This window comes from Cupriavidus sp. 09_S30 (genome assembly GCF_056930435.1).
In genome coordinates this window covers 1,687,714-1,709,192 of record NZ_JBXOWI010000001.1, presented here as the reverse complement: position 1 = coordinate 1,709,192, position 21,479 = coordinate 1,687,714, and the positions used below count along the sequence as shown (strand labels likewise).

Genomic DNA, 21,479 nt, shown 5'->3' with positions numbered 1-21,479 from the left:
ACTCGCACTGAATAGACTTCGGCTGGTCCGAGAATACGAATCTCTTTTTTGAACGGCAGTCGGCAAACGGGCACAGCCAATAATATCGAAGAGAGCGCCACTATCCATGGACCGGCAGGAGGGCAAGCGCGAGGAGGCTCACGACCTGTTCGACGACTTCCGCCGCTCTGCCATGAACAGCAGCCCGGTGCGGGCCTGGCCGTGCGCAAGTACGTATTGACGTATTGCTATTGATGCGACGGAGCATCCTGTCGTCGGCCGCGCAACGCAAGCCCGCCGCTGTGCTGACTCCCACGGCGAAGAGCGAGGTAGATCATCTACGGCCAGACTGGCGCGTGTTGATTCGCGCGCGGCTCGGCTTGTGGGCTTTTGCGGGCACGGATGCCACTGACAACCTTCCCTGGTGCACCGTCGCACGCCGCGTTTTGCCGCAACTGAGTAACGGTGGGCCCTTTCTCTTTAGGGCCTCGACACTCAGTTGCAGCGCATGGTTTTCTTCGCCACCCTCATGAAGGGTGTCGATATCACAGCTCCAATCGTCGTATGCGCGCACCATTCAGCGATACGTCGACCATCAAACCGGCGTTCGTCTGCGAGAACGCAATGATGGGTTGACGCATCGTAAGGGTATCGATGGTTCCGTTGGCGCCAATTCGCGCAACCGCGACACTGGCGTCGGCACCGATTGTCCAGGTGTTGCTGGCTACGAAGCTGTCATAGGCGGATTGTGTCATCAACATGATGATGATCGAGCGCGACTGGGCGCCGGCCGTCGCGCCGAACGACGCGGAGGTGGTTCGGAAGTAGCCCGAAGTCCCGCTCTTGGTCACCAGTGCGCCATCTCCCGATTCGCCGCCCACAATAAAGCCTGCGCCAAGGACGCGGGGGAAGACCAGGATTCCCTGCGCGCGTGAACCCAGCTCCCGGGCGCTCGGCACCGACTCGTAAAGCCGGTTCAGTGCGCCTTGCACGCCCGCGTCCAGCTCCGCGCGGCGCGCGGCCGTGTCCTGGGAGGCACTCGGGCCGGTGCTCGTGCATCCACTGATCCCCACGAGGGCAGCCGCTAGCGCGATACGAGTGTTGGTCTTGATGAAAGTTCGACGGTGCATCTTTCCATCCTCCGCTAACCTATTGCATGTTGATCTTCTACCGCAGCGAGATTCAGTGTAGGCGCTGATGTTGCGGTCGGGGTCCCCAGTCTTGTCTGCCACCCAGCGGTGCGCTTCAACGCGTCAGTCTCGCGAGTCCACTCGCAGGTAATGGGCACCGCCCCAACCCAACGCGTGCCGGCTTTGGCTTTGGCGGGACGACGCCCCGTTGCGAACCTCATCCAGCCCTGGTTCGTTCGAACTCTCTCAAATATATATAGGCAGAATCTGCTTAAGTGGCGTCTTAGCCGTGATGAAAATTTTCTACAAGGACTGTCGCCATGTCTTTCAAATGCTCTGGCGCGCCTGGGCGGACACGGTAAGCGGATCGAAAAATCAGCGTAGAAGCGACATATAATCCAACGGAAACATCAACGGAATAGCGGAAAATGTGCATGAACATGCACGTTTCCCTTGGCGGAGAATGCCCGGTTCGGCAATGAAGGCCCCACCTTCGTGAGCTTGGGTCAATGGAATCCAGAGCTACCTGAGACGCCTGCCGTCGCGCGAGCTGGCCGGGGCGCTGATGGCCGGTCTGCATAGACAGAGGTGTCTTCCGAATGGATCGGCGGCGAAAACGCTGAAGTTTGTCCGGCAAGCGGCCGGCGTGATGGAGCAACCCGCTATCTCCGCTGCCCAACACGCCTTTGCACGCGGCCTATGCTGTAGACATTCGCTTCACCACGCTTGATTGATCCGGACTGCCATTGGACTGGGGACGATCCGGAAAGCAATGCACCCGCCAGTGAGGAATGTCATGGAGCTTAGGGCATTGACTACCGCGGTCATCGTCATGGTCGCGATCGTTCTTGGGTGGGCGCTCCATGTCGGCAAGGGTGTCATTGTGCCGATCGTCTGCGCATTCGGCATTGCCTATGTGGTCTACGGCCTGACCATGCTGCTGCACAAGGTGTCCATTGCGCGAAGGCGGTTGCCGGTACCCGCCTGTTACCTGGTGTCGATCCTGCTGATCGGTGCGGTACTGGCATTCGCCGTCGAGATGCTGGCCCTCAATGCCGACGCCATATTGCGCGTGGCGCCTCGCTTGCAGGAGGCCGCATTGGCCTTGGCCAGGGCGATCTCAACCTGGATGCACTTCGAGGACGAGCCGACCTGGGAGTCTCTGCGTCGCGACGTGATCGCGGCCGTCAACTTCCAGTCGCTGATCACCACGACGATCTATTCGCTGTCGTCGGTCGTCGTCAACCTGTTTCTGGTCGTGCTGTATGCCGCGTTTCTGCTGCTGGAGCGGCGCGTGCTCAATCGCAAGATCGAACTGATGTTCGGCGGTGCGTCGGGTCTGCGCGTGCGCGCCATGTTGGACGAGGTGAACGGTCGCATCGGCCAATACCTTGCCCTGAAGACGCTTCTAAGTGTGCTGCTGGGGGGTGTCAGCTGGGCGATCATGGCGTGGTATGGCTTGCAGCTGGCGGAGCTTTGGGCACTGCTGATCGGTGTCACCAACTTCATCCCCTACGTCGGATCGGTGGTTGGTGTGGCAATGCCCGTGCTGATGGCGGTGCTGCAGTTCGGCAGTTTCGGTGACGTACTGTTCCTCTCGGTTGCGTTGATTTCGATCCAGTTCGTGATCGGCAACATCCTCGATCCATACGTTATGGGAAATTCGCTTAACCTGAGCCCGCTGGCCATCCTTGCCAGCATAGCGGTATGGTCGGCGCTGTGGGGCATGTCGGGAGCGTTCCTTGCTGTGCCGCTGACCGTCTCGCTCGTCATCGCGCTGGCCGAGTTCGAACATACGCGGCCGATTGCAATCCTGCTCTCGAAGAATGGATTGCCTGGGTAAGCTGCCGCGCCGGAGAGTGCGACTCGCGACCAGGCAAGCTTGTCGCCTTGGGGCGCTGGTCATTCCAATCACAATGCATTCCTGACTGGATTTCGTAGATATGGCCCGCTCACTATGGCGTTCATTCAGTTCGATCCTCCTGGCAGTCGCAGGCGTGCTCTGCATCGTCGTGCCATGGATCACGACTTCCTTGATCGGCACGCTGTTTATCGGAAGGATGCTGATCTTCTGCAGCTTTGCCAACTTGCTGCGGCTGCTTTCAGCACCATGGGGTACGTGGGAGTTCGTGCGAAAGATTCCGCCAGTTGTCATCCCCTTGTTGATCGGAGCGCTGATGCTGCTGGGCGAGCGGCCGAAGCTTGGAATCGCGCCGATGCTGATGATCTTCTTCGTGCTCGACGGATGTGCAAAGATCATCTCGACGCTCGAAGCGAGTTCGATGCGTATCGATGTAATGGGGCTGGTCAGCGCAGGACTATCCTTCTTCCTGGCCGTCTTTCTGGCGGCAATCTTCCCCAATGCTCCCATTCAGTTGCTGACATTGTTCCTGGGACTCGATCTGATTTCGATGGCTGTCGTACGCAAGAGAAGGTCATCTGCGCGGCCTTAGAAGCCCGTTCAAAAATGGGGCTCCGTCCCCCAGATGGCCCGTCGACGGCAGCTTGGCCTCACCGCCTTGACTTCTTTAGTCAGGCGCTCCCGCGGCGCCACACTAAGCACGCCGCTACGCTTCAGCCGACCTCCTCTCCATCCTTGTGCCCTGCGGCCAGCTCGCACAGAACCCACCTGGTGACAGACGGTCTCGCGCCGCGCGTTAAAGGCTGAGGTCGCACGATTCGCGTACAATCGCGCCCATGCGAACGCAAGCCGAACGAAGTGCGTCCACACGGGAGATGCTGATCCATGCCGCAGTCACACTGCTGAACGAGCAGGGCTACGCGGCGTTTGGAGAAGCGCGGGTATGTGAAATGGCCGGAATCAGCCGGGGCGCGCTGCGTTATCACTTTCCGGCTGGGCGTTACGACCTGCTGCCGGCCATGGTGGCGCTCCTGATCGACAGAGAAGCGGCACGGCTGGAAGCGCTAGGGCCAATGTCGGCCACTATCAGGTTTCACGTGGCGCTGCACGCCCTGCTGCAGCATGGCCGGGGCCACGCGCCCCTGGCAATGTTCGAAGTCTGGATGGCGACGCGCGGCGACGCCCGCTTGAGCCAAGCCATTGAGCCGCTACTCGCCACGGTACCCAAGCGCCTGTATGGAATGGACCCGCATGGTCCCGCCGACCCTGAACTTCTGGCTTTGCAGTTATTGCTTCAGGGCCTGGCGGTGCATTGTTCCTCGGCTCGCTACGATCGTCACCAAGCGGCCAGTGCTGTGGAATGGCTGTTGAGCAAATTGAGACCACCCAAGGAATTGCCTGCGGTGCTGGCCCGCATGGGGTCTCTATAACCCACGTGCGTGGGTTGTGGTTGGCCTGCGCCTCGCGCAGGCTGGGCTCGCCAAGCAGGTCACTGCCCCACCTGGCGAGCGGCGACGTGCTGGATCACACCGTCGGCCTCGTCGTAGCCATGTCGTGCTGGACCACACCGACGGCTTCGTCTTTGCCTGGCTCCTTGCTAAACCACCCCTCACCCCGGCCCTCTCCCCATGCGGGGAGAGGGGGTCAAGACACTATGCTTGGCCAGCGGCGTTGGCGTATCCGGCCGGCTTCGGCTGACGCGATGGGTTTAGCGCTGCGGTGGTTTGCTCCCCTCTCCCGCCTGCGGGAGAGGGGCCGGGGGAGAGGGCAGGCGCTGGCGAGCGGCGACGTGCTGGATCACACCAGCGACTTCGTATTGGCCTTGTCGTGCTGGATCACACCGACGGCTTCGTCTTTGCGTGGCGCCTTGCTAGACCACCCCTCTCCCCATGAGGGGAGAGGGAGCCAAGACCTCGTGCTTGGCACTCAGTATTGGCGCACCCTGCCGGCTCCGGCAGAATGCGCCCTACTCCCGCCTGCTTACCCCACCCACTTCCGCGCGTTGCGGAACATGCGCATCCAGGGGCTGCCGCCGTCGGCCACCTGCTTCCAGGCGTCCGGCGCCCAGCTCATGGTGGCAGCGCGGAACACGCGCTCCGGGTGCGGCATCAGCACGGTGAAGCGGCCGTCGGTGGTGGTCACCGAGGTGATGCCGTCGGGCGAGCCGTTCGGGTTGAGCGGATAGGTCTGCGTGACCGCGCCGCGGTTGTCGACGAAGCGCAGCGCCACGTCGACCTTGGCCTTGTCGCCCTGCTGCGAGAAGTCGGCGAAGCCTTCGCCGTGCGCGACCACGATGGGGATGCGGCTGCCTTCCATGCCGGCGAAGAAGATCGACGGCGAGGACTGCACTTCCACCGTGACGAAGCGCGCTTCGTACTGCTCCGACTGGTTGCGCGTGAACTTGGGCCAGGCGCCGGCGCCCGGGATGATCGGGGCCAGGTTGCTCATCATCTGGCAGCCGTTGCACACGCCCAGCGCGAAGGTGTCCTGGCGGTTGAAGAAGGCCGCGAACTGCTCGGCCATCTGGCCGTTGAACAGGATGGTCTTGGCCCAGCCCTCACCCGCGCCCAGCACGTCGCCGTAGCTGAAGCCGCCGCAAGCGACGAAGCCGGTGAAGTCCGACAGCTTGGCGCGGCCTGCGATCAGGTCGCTCATGTGGACGTCGTAGGCGTCGAAGCCGGCACGGTCCATGCTGTACGCCATCTCGATCTGCGAGTTCACGCCCTGCTCGCGCAGGATGGCCACGCGCGGACGCGCGCCAGTGCCGATGAAGGGCGCGGCGATGTCCTCGGCCGGGTCGAAGCTCAGCACCGGCGCGATGCCGGGGTCGGCCGCGTCGAGCAGGCGCTCGTATTCGCTGTCGGCGCAGGCGGGATTGTCGCGCAGGCGCGCGATGCGCCAGCTCACCTCGCTCCAGGTGCGCTGCAGCTCGCCGCGCGCCACGCTGAAGACCTTCTTGGCGTCGCGGAAGATCTCGAACTGGTCGCTCGTGTTGGTCTTGCCGACCACGTGGCTGCAGGCCGACAGGCCGACTTCGCGCAGCACGGCGAAGACCGCGTCGCGCTCTTCGCGGCGCACCTGGATCACGGCGCCCAGCTCTTCCGAGAACAGCGCGCGCAGGGTCTGGTCGTTGCGGCGCTCGGCGATCTGCTGCGCCCAGTTCTTGGCGTCGCCGTAGTCCTGCTCCTGGCCCGGCTCCAGCGTCAGCATATCGACGTTGAGCGACACACCGGTGTGGCCGGCGAAGGCCATCTCGGCCAGCGTGGCCAGGAAGCCGCCGTCGGAGCGGTCATGGTAGGCCAGCAGCTTGCCTTCGCGGTTCAGGCGCTGGATCACATTGAAGAACTGCTTCAGGTCCTCGGCGTTGTCCACGTCCGGCACGGTGTCGCCCACCTGCTGGGTCACCTGCGCCAGGATGCTGCCGCCCATGCGGTTCTTGCCGCGGCCCAGGTCGATCGCGATCAGCGTGGTCTCGCCCAGGTCGGTGCGCAGTTGCGGGGTCAGCGTGCGGTCGGTGTCGTCGACGGCGGCGAAGGCCGAGATGATCAGCGAGACCGGCGCCACCACTTCCTTGTCCACGCCTTCGTCCTGCCACTTGGTGCGCATGGACAGCGAATCCTTGCCCACCGGGATGCTGATGCCCAGTTCCGGGCACAGTTCCATGCCGACGGCCTTGACGGTGTCGTACAGCTTGGCGTCTTCGCCGGCCACGCCGCAGGCGGCCATCCAGTTGGCCGACAGCTTGACCTTGCCCAGGTCCTTGACCGGCGCGGCGGCCAGGTTGGTCAGCGCCTCGCCGATGGCCATGCGGCCCGAGGCGGCAGCGTCGATCACGGCCAGCGGGGTGCGCTCGCCCATGGTCATGGCTTCGCCGGCGCGGCCCTGGTAGTCGAGCGTGGTCACGGCCACGTCGGCCACCGGCACCTGCCAGGGGCCGACGAACTGGTCGCGCGCGTTCATGCCGCCCACGGTGCGGTCGCCGATGGTGATCAGGAAGGACTTGCTGGCCACGGTGGGGTGGCGCAGCACGTCGCGCACGGCCTGCTCCAGCGCGACACCGGTCACGTCGACCGGCGGCAGTTCCTGCTCGACGCGGGTGACGTCACGGTGCATGCGCGGCGGCTTGCCCAGCAGCACGTCCATCGGCATATCGACGGTGTAGTGCTCCTTGAGCGCGGCGTCGACGCTGGCGTCGACCAGCTGCAGCTGCTTTTCCTCGGTGGCCACGCCGACCACAGCGAAGGGAGCGCGCTCGCGCTCGCACATGGCCTGGAACAGCGGGAAGGATTCCGGGGCGATCGCCATCACATAGCGTTCCTGCGACTCGTTGCACCAGATCTCGGCCGGGCTCATGCCCGACTCTTCCAGGTGCACCTGGCGCAGGTCGAAGCGCGCGCCGCGGCCGGCGCCGTCGACGATCTCGGGGAAGGCATTGGAGATGCCGCCCGCGCCCACGTCATGGATGGACAGGATGGGGTTGGCGTCGCCGAGCTGCCAGCAGGCGTTGATGACTTCCTGCGCGCGCCGTTCCATCTCGGGGTTGCCGCGCTGCACGGAGTCGAAGTCCAGGTCAGCGGTGTTGGTGCCGGTGGCCATCGAGCTGGCGGCGCCGCCGCCCATGCCGATGCGCATGCCGGGGCCGCCGAGCTGGATCAGCAGCGAGCCGGCCGGCACCGCGTCCTTGTGCGTGTGGCTGGCATCGATATTGCCGATGCCGCCGGCGATCATGATGGGCTTGTGGTAGCCGCGCACGGTGCCGCCCACGTTCTGCTCGTAGACGCGGAAGTAGCCGCCCAGGTTGGCGCGGCCGAATTCATTGTTGAAGGCGGCGCCGCCCAGCGGGCCGTCGATCATGATCTGCAGCGGCGAGGCGATGCGCTCGGGCTTGCCGGTCACGCCCGGCTTGTCGTCCGGGTTGCGGTGCGCCAGCGGCTGGGCCGCGTCGCGGTCGTTCTCCCACGCTTGCACCGCGTCGGGCAGCATCAGGTTGGACACGGTGAAGCCGGTCAGGCCCGCCTTGGGCTTGGCGCCGCGGCCGGTCGCGCCCTCGTCGCGGATCTCGCCGCCGGCGCCGGTGGAGGCGCCCGGGAAGGGCGAGATGGCGGTCGGGTGGTTGTGCGTCTCCACCTTCATCAGCGTGTGCGTCAGCGCCTGGTGGCGGCCGTACTGCTGCTCGCTGCCGCGCGGGAACCAGCGCTCGGCCACGTCGCCTTCCATCACGGCCGAGTTGTCCGAGTAGGCCACGATCGAGCCCTGCGGATTGAGCTGGTGCGTGTTGCGGATCATCGCGAACAGCGACTTGTCCTGCTGCACGCCGTCGATGGTCCAGGTGGCGTTGAAGATCTTGTGGCGGCAGTGCTCGCTGTTGGCCTGCGCGAACATCATCAACTCGACGTCGGTCGGGTTGCGGCCGAGCTTGGCGTAGGCGTCGATCAGGTAGTCAATCTCGTCTTCCGATAGTGCCAGGCCCATCTCCACGTTGGCTTGCGCCAGCGCCGGGCGGCCGCCCGCGATGTCGATAAAGCGCAGCGGCTTTTCGGGCAGCTCCTCGAACAGGCCGGCGGCCTCCTCGCGCGTGGCCACCACGATCTCGGTCATGCGGTCGAACAGGTGGGCAGCCACGGCGGCGCGCATGCCCGCGTCCAGCGTCTTGCGGCCGCGCAGCAGGCCTTTCTTGCAGACCACGGTGATCTCGATGCCGCGCTCGATGCGGTGCACGTGCGTCAGGCCGCAGTTGTGCGCGATGTCGGTGGCCTTGCTGGCCCACGGCGAGATGGTGCCGAAACGCGGAATCACGACGAAGCGGTCACCCTCGGGCTGGGCAGCGAACGGTGCGCCGTAGGTGAGCAGCGCGCCGATGCGGCCGCTGTCTTCGGCCGAGAGCGGCGCGGTGCTGTCGACGAAGTGCAGGAACTGGCCGTGCACCGATTCGATGTCGGCGTCGACTTGCTTGAGGGCCGTGAGCAGGCGTTGCTGGCGGAAGGCGGAAAGCGCCAAAGCGCCGGGGAAGCACGAAAAATGCGCCATGATCTGAGCGGTCGGGAGGCGTAGGAGGAGTGGACTGCGGCCGGCGGGCGCCGCTGAGTGGGGCGTCCGGCAACGAAAGCATGGAATTATACCTTAGCGGGGGGTGTTTCCCGCAGTGCGGCAGGCGATGGCCGGGCCCGCCGCCGGCCGCGCCGGCAGCGCCACGGCGCGCCGTGGCGAGCGGCGGCGCAATGTACGGCGCAGGCCACATTGCTGGGCGTCCGCCATGCGGCCGCGGCCGCGTGCTGCCAGCCGGGAAAGTGCGGCTACATCGACCTGACCATGGCGACCAGCTGATCGAGCGCCTTGCCCCAGCCCTCGTGGAAGCCCATCTGCTCGTGCTTGTCGCGCCCGGCCTGGTCGCCGTGGATGACGAGAGCGGTATAGCGCGTGCCCTGCCCCTCCGGCGCAAGCGAGACCACCGCGGTGAAAGCGAACGCGCCGCAGTGGTCGCCGGGCGCCTCGAGCGCGGGACGGAATCCGGGCAGCAGCGCATTGGTCCAAACCAGGCGCCGGTTCGGCACCACCTCCAGGTAGCAGCCGATGTTCGGGAAGTCCTGGCCTTCGGGCGAGCGCATCACGGTGCGGAAAATGCCGCCGGGACGCAGGTCGATCTCGGCGTCCACAGTGGCCCACGGCGCCGGCGTGAACCACTTCTTCAACTGCTCGGGCTGCGTCCACGCCGCCCAGACCCGCTCCGGCGATACGTCGACGACACGCTCCATCACGAGATCGAGCCGGGGGTCGGGCTGGTAGGGCTGGTAGTCCTGTGTCATGGTTCCTGCTCCTTGGTCTGCACGAGAAAGCTGTCAAGCTGATCCAGCCGCAGCGCCCAGTTGGCGCGCTGCGCCTCCATCCACTGCCCGGCGGCCTGCAGCGGCTGCGGCGCCAGCGTGTAGGTGCGCACCCGGCCGGCCTTGTGGGACGACACCAGGCCGCACCGCTCCAGCACGTCGAGGTGCTGGATGAAGGACGGCAGCGCCATCTGGAACGGGTGCGCCAATTCGCTCACCGTGGCCGGGCCGCCGCTGAGGCGCTCGACGACGGCGCGCCGCGTCGGATCGGCCAGGGCCTGGAAGATGCGGTCTAGCGGGATGGATTGCTTAGGCATTTACCTAACTTTAGGCAGAGCCGTAGCGCGGGTCAAGCGCCGGATCGGGCGGGCCGGACGCGCCAGCAAGGCGGAATCGCCTCGGCCGGCGCGCGGGCGCCGGACATCAAGCGCAAGGCAAGGCGGCACGGCGCGCCGTCCGTCAAGGCAGCGGATGGCAACGTCGGCGCGCTGACGGGTGCCGCGCGGCAGCTACAGCGAAGTGGCCGAGCGCGCTGCCTGCTCGTACAGGCCGGTCAGCACGCGCAGCAGGCGCGCCAGTTCGCCGATCTCCGCATTCTCCGCACTGCCCGGCGTCATATTGCTGGTCAGGCATTGCTCGCGGATCTCCCGGTAGCGCGCGCAGGCTTCCGCGCCGCTGGCCGTGGTCAGGTAGGTCGCCTCCTTGCCGACGCGCTCGCCGGCCACCAGGCCCAGCCCTTGCAGTTTCTTCAGGGCATAGGTGACGAGATGGGTGTCTTCCACATTCAGCACGAAGCAGATGTCGGCCAGGCGCTTGGCGCGCCCGCGGTGGTTGACGTGGTGCAGCACGAGCACGTCGAGGAAGGTCAGGTCGTGCACGCCGGCGGCCCCCATGCAGCGCACCACCCAGCGGCTGTAGGCGTTGTACGCGGTGTTCAGGCCGAACTCGAACTCCGAGAGCTCGGGACTGCGGGCCGACACCAGGTGGGCCGAAGAGACGATGGTGGGACCGGCCGCGTGCGGCTGCAGATCTGCAGCGGGATCGTCGGCATTGGCCGGGTCGGCCTGGGCTGGCTTGCGAGCCATCGGGATACTCCTGAAATATCGGGACTGCGGCCGCACCTCGGTCGATGCCGGCGGCCCCGGGGGCGGCCCGGCGGGCGCGGTTTTTCTTGAGAGTTTATTGGCAATTTGCCCACATGACCACCGCTCCGGCGCACGCTCCCGCCCTCGCGCCCGCTTCCTGCCTGGCCCTGGCGGCGCACCCCGTCCTGCGCGCGGTTGCGCACGCTGGCGCACCTCGCTAGACTCGACCGGTCCCCTCGGATGCCCCGCCAACCCGTCTGCCGACACTCCTTGCCATGATGCTGCCCGACCTCGATACCCTGCACGCCGGTTTCCGCGCCGGCACCAACAGCCGCGCCGCCATCGTCGAAGCCGCCCAGGCCGCGGCGGCCGACGCCTCCGCGCGCTCGGTGTTCCTGCAGACCAGCTTCGATGACGCCCTGCGCGTGGCGCGCGCCGCCGACGCCGCCGCGCTCGCCGGCAAGGCGCTGCATCCGCTGGCCGGCCTGCCGGTTTCCACCAAGGACCTATTCGACATTGCCGGCGAAGTCACACGCGCGGCCGCCATCGCGCGCGACGATGCCGCGCCCGCCGCGGCGGATGCCGCCGTGATCGCCCGCCTGCGCAGCGTCGGCGCCGCGCTGGTGGGACGCACCAATATGAGCGAGTTCGCCTTTTCCGGCGTCGGCATCAATCCGCATTTCGGCACGCCGCACAATCCGTGCGATGCGGCCGTGGCACGCATTCCCGGTGGCTCGTCTTCCGGTGCCGCGGTGTCGGTGGCGCTGGGCCTGGCCGTGGCCGGCCTGGGCAGCGACACCGGGGGCTCCATCCGCATTCCGGCCGCCCTGTGCGGCCTGACCGGCTTCAAGCCGACCACGCGCCGCGTGCCGCTCGCCGGCGCCTTCCCGCTGTCCTACACGCTGGACACCGCCTGCGCCATGGCGCGCGACGTCAGCACCTGCATGCTGGTGGATAGCGTCATCGCCGACAACGCGCTTACGCCGGCCGGCAAGGCCCCCGCGGGGCTGCGCCTCGCCGTGGCGCGCCAGTATCTGCAGGACGACCTGGAGCCGGTGGTGGCGCACGCCTTCGACCGCGCGCTCGGCCGGCTCTCGGCCGCGGGCGTGCGCATCGAACATATCGACCTGCCCGAACTGGAGGAACTGCCGGGCCTCAATGCGGCAGGCGGCTTCACCGCGGCCGAGGCGTGGTCCATCCACCGCCACCTGCTGGCCGGGCGGCGCGAGCAATACGATCCGCGCGTGGCCATGCGCATCGAGCGCGGCGCGGCGATGAGCGCGGCCGACTATGTCGACCTGACGCGCGCCCGCCTCGACTGGATCGCGCGCGTGCAGGCGCGCCTGGAGGGCTACGACGCGGTGGCCTGCCCGACCGTGCCGATGGTGGCGCCGCCGCTGCAGCCGCTGGTCGCTGACGACGCCCTGTTCTTCCGCACCAATGCACTGCTGCTGCGCAACACCTCTGCCTTCAACTTCCTCGACGGCTGCTCAATCTCCCTGCCCTGCCATGCGGCCGACGAACTGCCGGTCGGGCTGATGCTGTCGCACGGCCCCATGCGCGACGCCGGGCTGCTCGGTGCCGCGCTGTCGCTGGAAGCCATCCTGCGCCCGGCGGCCTGAGCGGGAAGACGACATGTCCAGCCAGCCCGCCAGTGCAGACTGGTTCGCGCTCGATGCGGCGAGCACCACCAGCATCCCCCTGCTCGACACCGCTGGCATCCGCGCCATCGAAAGTGCGGCCCTGGCGGCGCTGCCGGCCTTCACGCTGATGGCGCGCGCGGGTGCGGCCGCCGCCGGCTGGCTCGCCCATCATGCGCCGCCCGGTCCGCTGCTTTGCCTGGCGGGGCCGGGCAACAACGGCGGAGACGCCCTGGTCGCGGCCACCCTGCTGCACCGGGCCGGCAGGCCGGTCCGGGTCTGGCTGCTCGGCGACCCGCAGCGCCTGCCCGCGGACGCCGCGCGAGCCTGGCAAGAGGCATGCGCCGCAGGCGTCCCGATGCGGCAGTTCGACGACGCCGCGAGCACGCTGCCCGACTGGCCCGCCGATACAGTGGCCCTGGTGGACGGCCTGCTGGGCATCGGCCTGAATCGTCCCGCCGATGGCCGCATCGGCGCATGGATCGCGCACCTGAATGGCGCCGGCCTGCCGGTCTACTCGCTCGACATTCCCAGCGGCCTGTTTGCCGACACCGGCGCGGGCAAGCCGGCGGTACGGGCCGTGCGCACGCTCACCTTCCTGTGCGCCAAGCCGGGACTGCTGACGCTCGACGGACGCGATTGCGCGGGCGCGGTCGATATCGCACCGCTCGGGCTCGCCTATCCGCCGGCAGCAGCGCCGAGCGCCTGCGTCAATGTGCCCGCCGTCTTCCGCGCTGCGCTGCCGGCGCGCCGGCATGACAGCAACAAGGGCAGCTTTGGCTCGCTGGCCGTGATCGGCGGCAGCCTGGGCATGGTGGGCGCGCCGCTGCTGGGCGCGCGCGCGGCCCAGTTCCTCGGGGCCGGCCGGGTCCATATCGGCTTCCTGGCCACCTCCGCACCGGTGCTCGACCCCGTGCACCCGGAATTGATGCTGCACCCGCTTGCCGAGGTCGACCTGGCCGCCATGTCGGCGCTGGTGATCGGCCCGGGCATGGGCGCCAGCGCGGCATCGCGCAAGCATTTCGTGCATCTGCTCCAAATCCTCGCGGGCAAGCAGACCGCGCTGGTGCTGGACGCCGACGCCCTCAATATGCTGGCCGCGGATGCCGACGCCGCGCACGGCCTGCGCGCGCTCGCCTCCCCTCGCGTGCTGACCCCGCACCCGCTCGAAGCGGCGCGCCTGCTCGGCACCAGCGTGGACATGGTGCAGCGCGACCGCCTCGCCGCGGCGCGCGCGCTGGCCGCGCAATGGCAGGCCACGGTGGTGCTCAAGGGTTCGGGCAGCGTGATCGCCAGCGCCGACGGCGCCGCGCCGGCCATCAACCCCACCGGCAGCGCGGCCCTGGCCAGCGCCGGCACCGGCGACGTCCTGGCCGGGATGATCGGCGCCCTGCTGGCCCAGGGCATGCCAGCGGCACAGGCGGCCTGCGCTGGCGCATGGATACACGGCCGCGCCGCCGACCGACTGACCGCCGCCGGCGAGGGTCCCGCGGGCCTGACGGCCAGCGAGCTCTACCTGCCGGCGCGCGCGGTGCTCAACTCGCTCCGCCCTGACGCCCAGCCATGAGCCGGCCCGCGGAACTCGCTCTCGGCGGAGCGGACCGGCGCCAGCTGCTGACCGGCATTGCGCTGCTGGTCATCGGCCAGTGGGTGCTGAGCCTGCTCGACGCCACCAGCAAGACCCTGACACAGCAGGGCCTGCCCGTGATGGCCGTGGCCTGGGTACGCTATGTCGGCCACGTTGCCGCCGTCTTCCTCTTGCTCGGCCCCGCCGGCTGGCGCCGCCAGTGGCGGCCCGCCCGCCCCGGCCTGCAGTGGCTGCGCGGCGGCCTGATGCTGGTTTCGACCATCGTCTTCTTCAGCGTGCTCAAGCTGATGCCGCTGGCCCAGGCGACGGCGCTGAACTTCTGCGCCCCGCTCTTCGTGGTGGCCCTGTCGCCCTGGCTGCTGGGCGAGCGACCTGGGCTGCATGCGCGCTGGAGTCGCTGGGCCGGCGTCGCCGTGGGCTTCGCCGGCATGTTGGTGGTGGTACGCCCCGGCGGGGAGTTGAGCCCTACCGGCATCGCGCTCGGCTTGTTCTCGGCCTTGGTGTTCGCGCTGATGCAGATGCTGACCCGGCGCATCGCGGCGCATGACGCGCCGCTGACCACCCTGATCTGGAGCGGCGTGACCGGTGCCTGCCTGACCTCGCTGCTGGTGCCGGCCTTCTGGTTCGAAAACATGCCGACGCCCGCGCAGTGCGCGCTGCTGCTGTCGGCGGGGCTGACGGGCTCGCTCGGCCACTATTTCGTGATCCGCGCCTTCCAGTATGCCGACGCGTCCTTCCTGAGCCCCTTCCTCTACTTGCAGATCCTGTCGGCCACGGCCATCGGCTATCTGGCCTTCGAACAGCTGCCGGACTGGACCACCGCGCTGGGCATCGCGGTGATCTGCGCGGGTGGCCTGTGCGTGGCGGGTGGCGAACCGCTGCTGCGGACCGTATCGGCACGCCTATCAGGAAAAACGTAACGGCATGCTACCCCGCGCCCGTCGGGTGCGGTACGGCACACTCCGCGCCGCGCCGCGCAGCGTGCGCACGTTATACTTACCTCTCACCCGTCGCAGCCGGACGCAGCGGGTCCGAAGCCATTGAATGCCACGCATGCCCATAAATCTTCACGCCTGGGACGCTCTCCAACAGCATCATGAAGACGTCCGCGAGCAACGGATGCGCGATTGGTTCGACGTAGCCGACGCCGGCCGCCGCGTTGCGCAGTTCTCGCTGGAAGCTGCCGGGCTCTATCTTGACTACGCCAAGAACCGCATCACGCCGCAGACCTTCGCGCTGCTGATGCAGCTGGCCGACGAGGCCGGGGTCGATGCGCGCCGTGCATCCATGTTCGCCGGCGACCAGATCAATGCCACCGAACATCGCGCCGCGCTGCACATGGCACTGCGCGCGCTGCCCGACGCCCCCTACTACGTCAACGGCAAGCCGGTGATGCCCGCCGTGCAAGCCGTGCGCGAGCGCATGCGTGAATTCTCCGAGCGCGTGCGCAGCGGCCAGTGGACGGGCGCCACCGGCAAGCGCATCACCGATGTGGTCAACATCGGCATCGGCGGCTCTGACCTGGGCCCGCGCATGGTCTGCCGCGCACTGGCGCACCTGCCGAGCAACGGCCCGCGCCTGCACTTCGTCTCGAACGTGGACGGCACCGAGCTGGCCGAAACGCTGGCGCGGGTGTCGCCCGAGCAGACGCTGGTGATCATCTGCTCCAAGACCTTCACCACGCTGGAGACCATGGCCAACGCGGGCAGCGCGCGCCGCTGGTTCCTCGACCATGGCGTGCCGGAAGACCGGCTCGCCAGGCATTTCGTCGCGGTCTCGACCAATCTGGAAGCGGTGCGCGCGTTCGGCATCGATCCGGCCAATATGTTCGAGTTCTGGGACTGGGTGGGCGGACGCTTCTCGCTGTGGTCCTCGGTGGGACTGTCGATCGCGCTGGCGCTCGGCTTCGACGCCTTCTCGGCGCTGCTGGCCGGCGGCCGCGCCATGGACGAGCACTTCCGCAGCGCCCCGCTGGCCGCCAATATGCCGGTGGTGCTGGCCATGCTGGGCATCTGGAACCGCAACTTCTTCGGCATGCCGACCAGTTGCGTCGCGCCCTATTCCACCTCCCTAGAACTGTTCCCTGCCTTCCTGCAGCAGCTCGAGATGGAGAGCAACGGCAAGTCGATCCGGCTCGACGGCCAGCGTGTGCATGCGCATACCTCGCCGGTGGTGTGGGGCTCCGCGGGCACCAATGGCCAGCACGCCTACTTCCAGATGATCCACCAGGGCTCGCAGATCGTGCCGGTGGACTTCATCGCGCCGCTGCGGCCGCCACGCGCCCTGCCCGGCCATCATGCCAAGCTGCTGGCGAACTGCTTCGCGCAGGCTGAGGCGCTGATGCGCGGGCGCAGCGCCGACGAGGTGCGTGCCAACGGCACGGCTGACGAAGCCTGCATCGCGCATATGGTGTTCGACGGCAACCGCCCCAGCAACACGCTGCTGATGCAGGAGGTGACACCGCAGACGCTGGGCGCGCTGATCGCCCTCTATGAGCACCGCACCTTCGTGCAGGGCGTGGTCTGGAACATCAACTCGTTCGACCAGTGGGGCGTGGAACTCGGCAAGCTGCTGGCACGCCCCATCGAGGCGGAACTGACCGGCGGCAACAGCGTGCCGCACGACGCCTCCACAGCAGCCTTGATCGCACGGGCGCGCGCGGCGCTGGGCGACGCCTAAGCGGCGAAGCCGGCAGTACCCACGGGGCGACGGACGCACGGGCCCGGCAACAGCCGCCTATCCCGGCCGCCTTCGCCCGCCCTTGCCGCTAGACCTCGGCCGCCATCCACTCGTCGCTGGCCACGCGCCCCGCGTCGATCGTCAGGATGCGACCGCAGCGCGCTGCCACCGAGCGGTCATGCGTGACCAGCACCAGCGTGGAACCTGCGTCGCGGTTCAGCTCGAACATCAGCGCGATGACGGCCTCGCCGGTCGCGGTGTCGAGGCTACCCGTAGGTTCGTCGGCAAACAGGATCTCCGGCCGCGTCACGAAGGCACGCGCCAGTGCCACGCGCTGCTGCTCGCCGCCCGACAAGGTGCGCGGGTAGTGGTTCAGGCGCGCGGAGAGGCCCACCCTGGACAGCATGTCGCGCGCCCGTTCGCGCACTCCATCGCGTTCGCCTCGCAGCTCCAGCGGCAGCATCACGTTCTCCAGCGCGGTCAGGTGGCCGACGAGCTGGAAAGACTGGAAGACAAAGCCTACATAGCGGCCGCGCAGCGCGGCGCGCTGGTCTTCGTCCAGCGCGAACAGGTCCTCGCCGTGCAAGCGCACGGAGCCCGTGCTCGGCAGGTCCAGCCCGGCCAGCAGGCCGAGCAGCGTCGACTTGCCCGATCCCGAGGCCCCGACGATGGCCAGCGTCTCGCCCGGCGTGACGGAAAACGTGACGTCGTGCAGAATCGTCAGAGAACCCGTGGCATCGGCCACGGTCTTTCCTAGCGAATCGATGGCAAGAATGGGTAAGGACATGGGCAACTCTATCTGGAGACGGCTGCGCTGGATCGCGCTGGCGGCAAGCGTGGGACTGGCGACGCTGGCCGCCTCCTTCGGCGCGGCCGCGGCAACGCCGTCATTGCTGGTACTCGGAGACAGCCTGTCGGCGGAGTACGGCATTGCGCGCGGCACCGGCTGGGTAAAGCTGCTCGAAGCCAGGCTGCGGACGGAACGCCTCGATTATAACGTCGTCAATGCCAGCGTCAGCGGCGAAACCACGGTGGGTGGCAAGACGCGCCTGCCCGCCCTGCTGGCCCGCGAACGGCCGGCCGTGGTGGTGGTCGAGCTGGGCGCCAACGATGCGCTGCGCGGCCTGCCGGTGCAGAGCACTGAGGCCAATCTTCGCGCCATCGTCACCAGCGCGCAGCAGGCCGGCGCCCGCGTGCTGCTGGTCGGCATGCGCATTCCGCCCAACTACGGCCCGGACTATGCGGAACGCTTCCATGCCGTCTATCCCAAGCTGGCGACCGAGTGCCGCGTGGCGCTGGTGCCGTTCCTGCTGGAAAAGGTGGTCGACCGGCCGGACTGGTTCCAGCCGGATCGCCTGCATCCGACCGCCGCAGCGCAGCCCGCGCTGCTCGACACAGTCTGGCCCCAGCTTGCGCCGCTGCTGCAGCAAGGCGCGCACGGCGTGAAGGCATCCACACTGCGCTGATACCCGTGCGCAGGCGGCAGGTGCGGCAATACGGAATGCTGCACCGGCCTTGCCCCGCACACTGCAATCCCACAAAGAAAAACCCCCGCCGGACTCGCTCCAGCGGGGGTTTTTTCTTGTCAGGCAGCGCGCCGGCCGGGCCGGCGCGGTGTGTCATCAGTTGCCGCTGTTGCCGCTGTCGCCGCCGTCGGTATCGCGCGTGCCGGCAGGATGCAGGACCTTGACCTTCGAGCGCGCCTTCAGCGCTTCGTAGTAGGCACCCAGATCCGCCTGCCCGATCACCTGTGCGAGCTGCTGCGAGGCAGCCTGCAGTTGCGCCGGATCCGGCTTGGCCGGCTCGCTAACCTTGGTGATGCGGAAGATCGCATAGCCTTGCTCTCCCAGGTCCACGCCGGTGAAGGCGGGCAGCTTCGAGGCATCGGCACGCATCACGGCCTCCAGGGCCTTGGGCGGGATCCCGTCGGACTTGCTGCGCGAGACCGTGCTGACCGGGCTGAAGCCGTCGGCGCTGCCGCTCTTGCGCACTTCGGCCAGGCGGGCCTCGCCGGCCTTGCGCGCCAATTCGGCGGCCTGCTGGGCGATATAGTCCTCACGCACCTTGGCCTGCACGTCATCGAACTTGCGCACCGTGACCGGCTGGTAGTCGACGATGCGCGCCGACACCAGCGTGTTCGGCCCGATCTGCACCGCCTCGGTATTGCGCTTGCTCTTGATCGAGTCCTGGCTGAACAGCGCCTTGAGCAGCTTCTCGTTGTTCAGCGGATTGTCCGCACCCAGCGCCGGGTTCGGCTGGCGCGTCACGTTGTCAGCGGTCTGGACGGTGAGCTGGAACTTGTCGGCGGCCGGCTTGAGGCTGTCGGACTGTTCATAGACCAGGTTGCCGAACGCATCGGCCACCTCGGCATACTTCTTCGCCGCCAGCTGCTTGCGCAGTTCGGCCTCCAGTTCCGGCTTGACGGCTTCCAGCGGCTTGGTCACCGCGGGCTTGATGCCGGTCAGCTTGATGATGTGGTAACCGTAGTCGGTTTCCACCACATTGCTGATCTCGCCGTCCTTGAGCGCGTACATGGCGTCTTCGAAAGGCTTGACCATGGTGCCGTGGCCAACGAAGCCGAGGTCGCCGCCATTGGCCGCGGAACCCGGATCCTGAGATTCCTTGCGCGCCACGTCGGCGAAGGTCTCCGGATGCTTGCGCAGCGCTTCCAGCAGCTTGTCGGCCTTCTCCTTGGCTGCCTGGCGCTGCGCGGCGGGCGCGTCCTTGGGTGCGGCGATCAGGATGTGGCTGGCGCGGCGCTGCTCATCCGTGCGGAAGCGTGCGATATTGCTTTCGTAATACGACTTCAGCTCGTCCGCGGACACCTGCTGCGCAGCGGCCATGGCATCGGCCGACAGCACGAGGTACTCGACCTTGGCACGCTCGGGGAGCGAGTAGGCGCTCTGATGCGCCTCGTAGTAGGTCTTCAGCGCCGCGGCATCGGCGTTGACCTTGGCCGTGAAGTCGGTCGGCTTGAGCACCAGTGCCTGCACCTCACGCTGCTGGTCACGGATGGCCAGCAGATGCTCGAGCAGCGACTTCGGCACGAAGGCCGTGGCACCCACTGCCCCGCTGAGCTGCTGGGTGGCCAGGTCGAATCGCATGCGCGCATCGAACTGGTCCGGCGTCATGCCCTGCATGGCCAGCAGCTGCAGATAGGCCTTGTCGTCCATGGAGCCGTCGGCCTTCTTGGGAAGCTGCGCGATGGCGGGAATGCTGCTGATCGCCTCGACCAGGCGCGCGTTGGAGACGGTCAGGTTTTCGCGCGCCACCTCTTCAGCCACCACGCGCTGCAGGATCAGTTGGTCGAGCACCTGCTTGCGTGCCTGCGGCCCTTCGAACATGCGCGCATCGTAGTTGGCGCCAAGGGCCTCCCGCATGCGCTCGCTCTGCTCGCGCACGGCGTTGTCCAGCTCCTGCACGCTGATGGTGCGGCCGCCCACCTTGGCGGCATCGTGCGAGCTGTCCATGAAGCGCGAATAGCTCTCCACGCCGAAGAAGACAAACGACGGGAAGACAAGCACCAGCAGCAGCAAAAGCATCAGGCGCCGGTTGTTGCGTACGAAATCAAGCATGCTCAATCGGGGATATCGGGAATAGGGTTGGCTCGAGAGACAAGAGAGACAAACTCTGGGATTCTATCAGGAGTGTCAGGCCGCAAGTCATTCAAGGGCCACCGGCGTGCTTCCGGCGCCCCGCGCGAATGGCCCCGCACGGATGTCGTTGCACGTTCGCGAGCGTACTGCCCGGCGATGCCGGGCGCCTCGGCAACGCTCAGGAAGCGGATGTGGCAATCTTGAGGCCAACGATGCCGGTCACGATCAGCGCCACGCAAGCCAGCTTGGCCACGCTGGCCGACTCCCCGAACACCAGGATGCCGAAGATCACCGTGCCGACGGTGCCGATGCCGGTCCAGATCGCATAAGCGCTGCCCAGCGGCAGTGTGCGCAATGCCATGCCGAGCAGCACGAGGCTGAGGATCATGGACAAGGCGGTGAGAGCACTGGGAATGGGGCGCGAAAAGCCCTCGGTATATTTGAGGCCGACGGCCCAGCCGACTTCCGTCAGGCCGGCGAAGAAGAGGTAGAACCAAGCCACTAGACCACTCCATTGGCAGGTCGCCCGGCTCGGGGTGCGCGGGCGGATCGCGAGGTCGTCCACGCACGAAGGAAGGATGGCGGTGCTGCCGCCTCCGCTGCAAGGTCGTCCTTGCAGCACAGCGATTTTACCGCAGATGCGCCGCCGGCCCGACTTCGAAGGGACAGAGGCAGCAGCCGAAGTCCCAAAAGAAAAAACCCCTGAAGACAGGCATCTTCAGGGGTTTTCCTTACATCTGGCGGAGCGGACGGGACTCGCCTACATCCTGCAGGCCGCGGATGCGCGTGCACGCGCATCCCTTCGAGTCCCGCCGGAAGCCGCGCAGGCGGCTTCCTCCGCTCCGCAGCTACGCGCCCGCTAGCGGGCGCAACAAAAAGACCACAAACGAAAATGCCCGCACAAGGCGGGCATTTTCGTTTGTTTGGCGGAGCGGACGGGACTCGAACCCGCGACCCCCGGCGTGACAGGCCGGTATTCTAACCGACTGAACTACCGCTCCTTGTCGGTGCAACATTTTATCCTTGCGGATCAAGCGCTGCAAAACTTGACGACCTTCGGGGACCTCGCCGCGCACTTACCGCGATGCGGCTGTGACTCA

At 67.2% G+C, this 21,479-nt stretch carries 16 protein-coding genes and 1 tRNA gene; 8 read left to right on the top strand and 9 right to left on the bottom strand.

The annotated features are described in order from the left end of the window. Positions 1–524 precede the first annotated feature (524 nt). Positions 525–1,109, bottom strand: coding sequence for a BPSL1445 family SYLF domain-containing lipoprotein (locus tag AC1Z3O_RS08260; protein WP_483515049.1), 585 nt, complete (start codon positions 1,107–1,109; stop codon positions 525–527). 811 nt (positions 1,110–1,920) lie between these two features. On the opposite strand from AC1Z3O_RS08260, the gene AC1Z3O_RS08255 reads away from it, so the two are divergent. The 3 genes from AC1Z3O_RS08255 to AC1Z3O_RS08245 all read left to right on the top strand — a co-directional run bounded on the left by AC1Z3O_RS08255 (position 1,921) and on the right by AC1Z3O_RS08245 (position 4,400). Further along, a complete protein-coding gene (locus tag AC1Z3O_RS08255; RefSeq protein WP_483515048.1) occupies positions 1,921–2,952 on the top strand; it encodes an AI-2E family transporter in 1,032 nt (343 codons plus the stop codon). Between the two features lie 100 nt (positions 2,953–3,052). Beyond that, complete coding sequence (locus tag AC1Z3O_RS08250; RefSeq protein WP_483515046.1) at positions 3,053–3,562, top strand: hypothetical protein; 510 nt, start codon at positions 3,053–3,055, stop codon at positions 3,560–3,562. Positions 3,563–3,845: 283 nt separating this feature from the next. Continuing rightward, positions 3,846–4,400, top strand: coding sequence for a TetR/AcrR family transcriptional regulator (locus tag AC1Z3O_RS08245; RefSeq protein WP_483515045.1), 555 nt, complete (start codon positions 3,846–3,848; stop codon positions 4,398–4,400). Between the two features lie 550 nt (positions 4,401–4,950). Here AC1Z3O_RS08245 and purL read toward each other — a convergent pair. The 4 genes from purL to AC1Z3O_RS08225 all read right to left on the bottom strand — a co-directional run bounded on the left by purL (position 4,951) and on the right by AC1Z3O_RS08225 (position 10,876). Further along, a complete protein-coding gene (gene purL / locus AC1Z3O_RS08240; protein WP_483515044.1) occupies positions 4,951–8,997 on the bottom strand; it encodes a phosphoribosylformylglycinamidine synthase in 4,047 nt (1,348 codons plus the stop codon). 266 nt (positions 8,998–9,263) lie between these two features. Next, on the bottom strand, positions 9,264–9,773 hold the full coding sequence (locus AC1Z3O_RS08235; RefSeq protein WP_483515043.1) for an SRPBCC family protein: 510 nt from the start codon (positions 9,771–9,773) through the stop codon (positions 9,264–9,266). Continuing rightward, a complete protein-coding gene (locus AC1Z3O_RS08230) occupies positions 9,770–10,108 on the bottom strand; it encodes an ArsR/SmtB family transcription factor (RefSeq protein ID WP_483515042.1) in 339 nt (112 codons plus the stop codon). Before AC1Z3O_RS08230 ends, AC1Z3O_RS08235 begins: the two co-directional genes overlap by 4 nt. A 192-nt stretch (positions 10,109–10,300) precedes the next feature. Next, positions 10,301–10,876, bottom strand: coding sequence for a winged helix DNA-binding protein (locus AC1Z3O_RS08225; RefSeq protein WP_483515041.1), 576 nt, complete (start codon positions 10,874–10,876; stop codon positions 10,301–10,303). Between the two features lie 278 nt (positions 10,877–11,154). Between AC1Z3O_RS08225 and AC1Z3O_RS08220 the strand changes: the two genes are divergently transcribed. The 4 genes from AC1Z3O_RS08220 (at position 11,155) to pgi (ending at position 16,783) form a co-directional block, all read left to right on the top strand. Further along, the gene (locus AC1Z3O_RS08220) at positions 11,155–12,498 is read left to right on the top strand and encodes an amidase (RefSeq protein ID WP_483517547.1); all 1,344 of its coding nucleotides are present in this window, start codon (positions 11,155–11,157) and stop codon (positions 12,496–12,498) included. 13 nt (positions 12,499–12,511) lie between these two features. Then, complete coding sequence (locus AC1Z3O_RS08215; RefSeq protein ID WP_483515039.1) at positions 12,512–14,083, top strand: NAD(P)H-hydrate dehydratase; 1,572 nt, start codon at positions 12,512–12,514, stop codon at positions 14,081–14,083. Continuing rightward, on the top strand, positions 14,080–15,024 hold the full coding sequence (locus AC1Z3O_RS08210) for a DMT family transporter (protein ID WP_483515037.1): 945 nt from the start codon (positions 14,080–14,082) through the stop codon (positions 15,022–15,024). Before AC1Z3O_RS08215 ends, AC1Z3O_RS08210 begins: the two co-directional genes overlap by 4 nt. A gap of 133 nt (positions 15,025–15,157) precedes the next feature. Beyond that, positions 15,158–16,783: a glucose-6-phosphate isomerase gene (pgi, locus tag AC1Z3O_RS08205; RefSeq protein ID WP_483515036.1), complete on the top strand. Its 1,626-nt coding sequence runs from the start codon at positions 15,158–15,160 to the stop codon at positions 16,781–16,783. 88 nt (positions 16,784–16,871) lie between these two features. Here the strand turns inward: pgi and AC1Z3O_RS08200 are convergent, their stop codons facing one another. Continuing rightward, on the bottom strand, positions 16,872–17,570 hold the full coding sequence (locus tag AC1Z3O_RS08200; RefSeq protein WP_483515035.1) for an ABC transporter ATP-binding protein: 699 nt from the start codon (positions 17,568–17,570) through the stop codon (positions 16,872–16,874). Between AC1Z3O_RS08200 and AC1Z3O_RS08195 the strand changes: the two genes are divergently transcribed. After that, complete coding sequence (locus AC1Z3O_RS08195; protein WP_483515034.1) at positions 17,569–18,249, top strand: arylesterase; 681 nt, start codon at positions 17,569–17,571, stop codon at positions 18,247–18,249. The two genes, AC1Z3O_RS08200 and AC1Z3O_RS08195, sit on opposite strands and share 2 nt — an antisense overlap. A gap of 156 nt (positions 18,250–18,405) precedes the next feature. On the opposite strand, the gene AC1Z3O_RS08190 is transcribed toward AC1Z3O_RS08195, so the two are convergent. The 3 genes from AC1Z3O_RS08190 to AC1Z3O_RS08180 all read right to left on the bottom strand — a co-directional run bounded on the left by AC1Z3O_RS08190 (position 18,406) and on the right by AC1Z3O_RS08180 (position 21,380). After that, the gene (locus AC1Z3O_RS08190) at positions 18,406–20,358 is read right to left on the bottom strand and encodes a SurA N-terminal domain-containing protein (protein ID WP_483515032.1); all 1,953 of its coding nucleotides are present in this window, start codon (positions 20,356–20,358) and stop codon (positions 18,406–18,408) included. A 199-nt stretch (positions 20,359–20,557) separates the two neighbouring features. Continuing rightward, positions 20,558–20,881, bottom strand: coding sequence for a quaternary ammonium compound efflux SMR transporter SugE (gene sugE / locus AC1Z3O_RS08185; RefSeq protein WP_483515030.1), 324 nt, complete (start codon positions 20,879–20,881; stop codon positions 20,558–20,560). A gap of 422 nt (positions 20,882–21,303) precedes the next feature. Then, a tRNA-Asp gene (locus tag AC1Z3O_RS08180) sits at positions 21,304–21,380 on the bottom strand. Positions 21,381–21,479 lie beyond the last annotated feature (99 nt).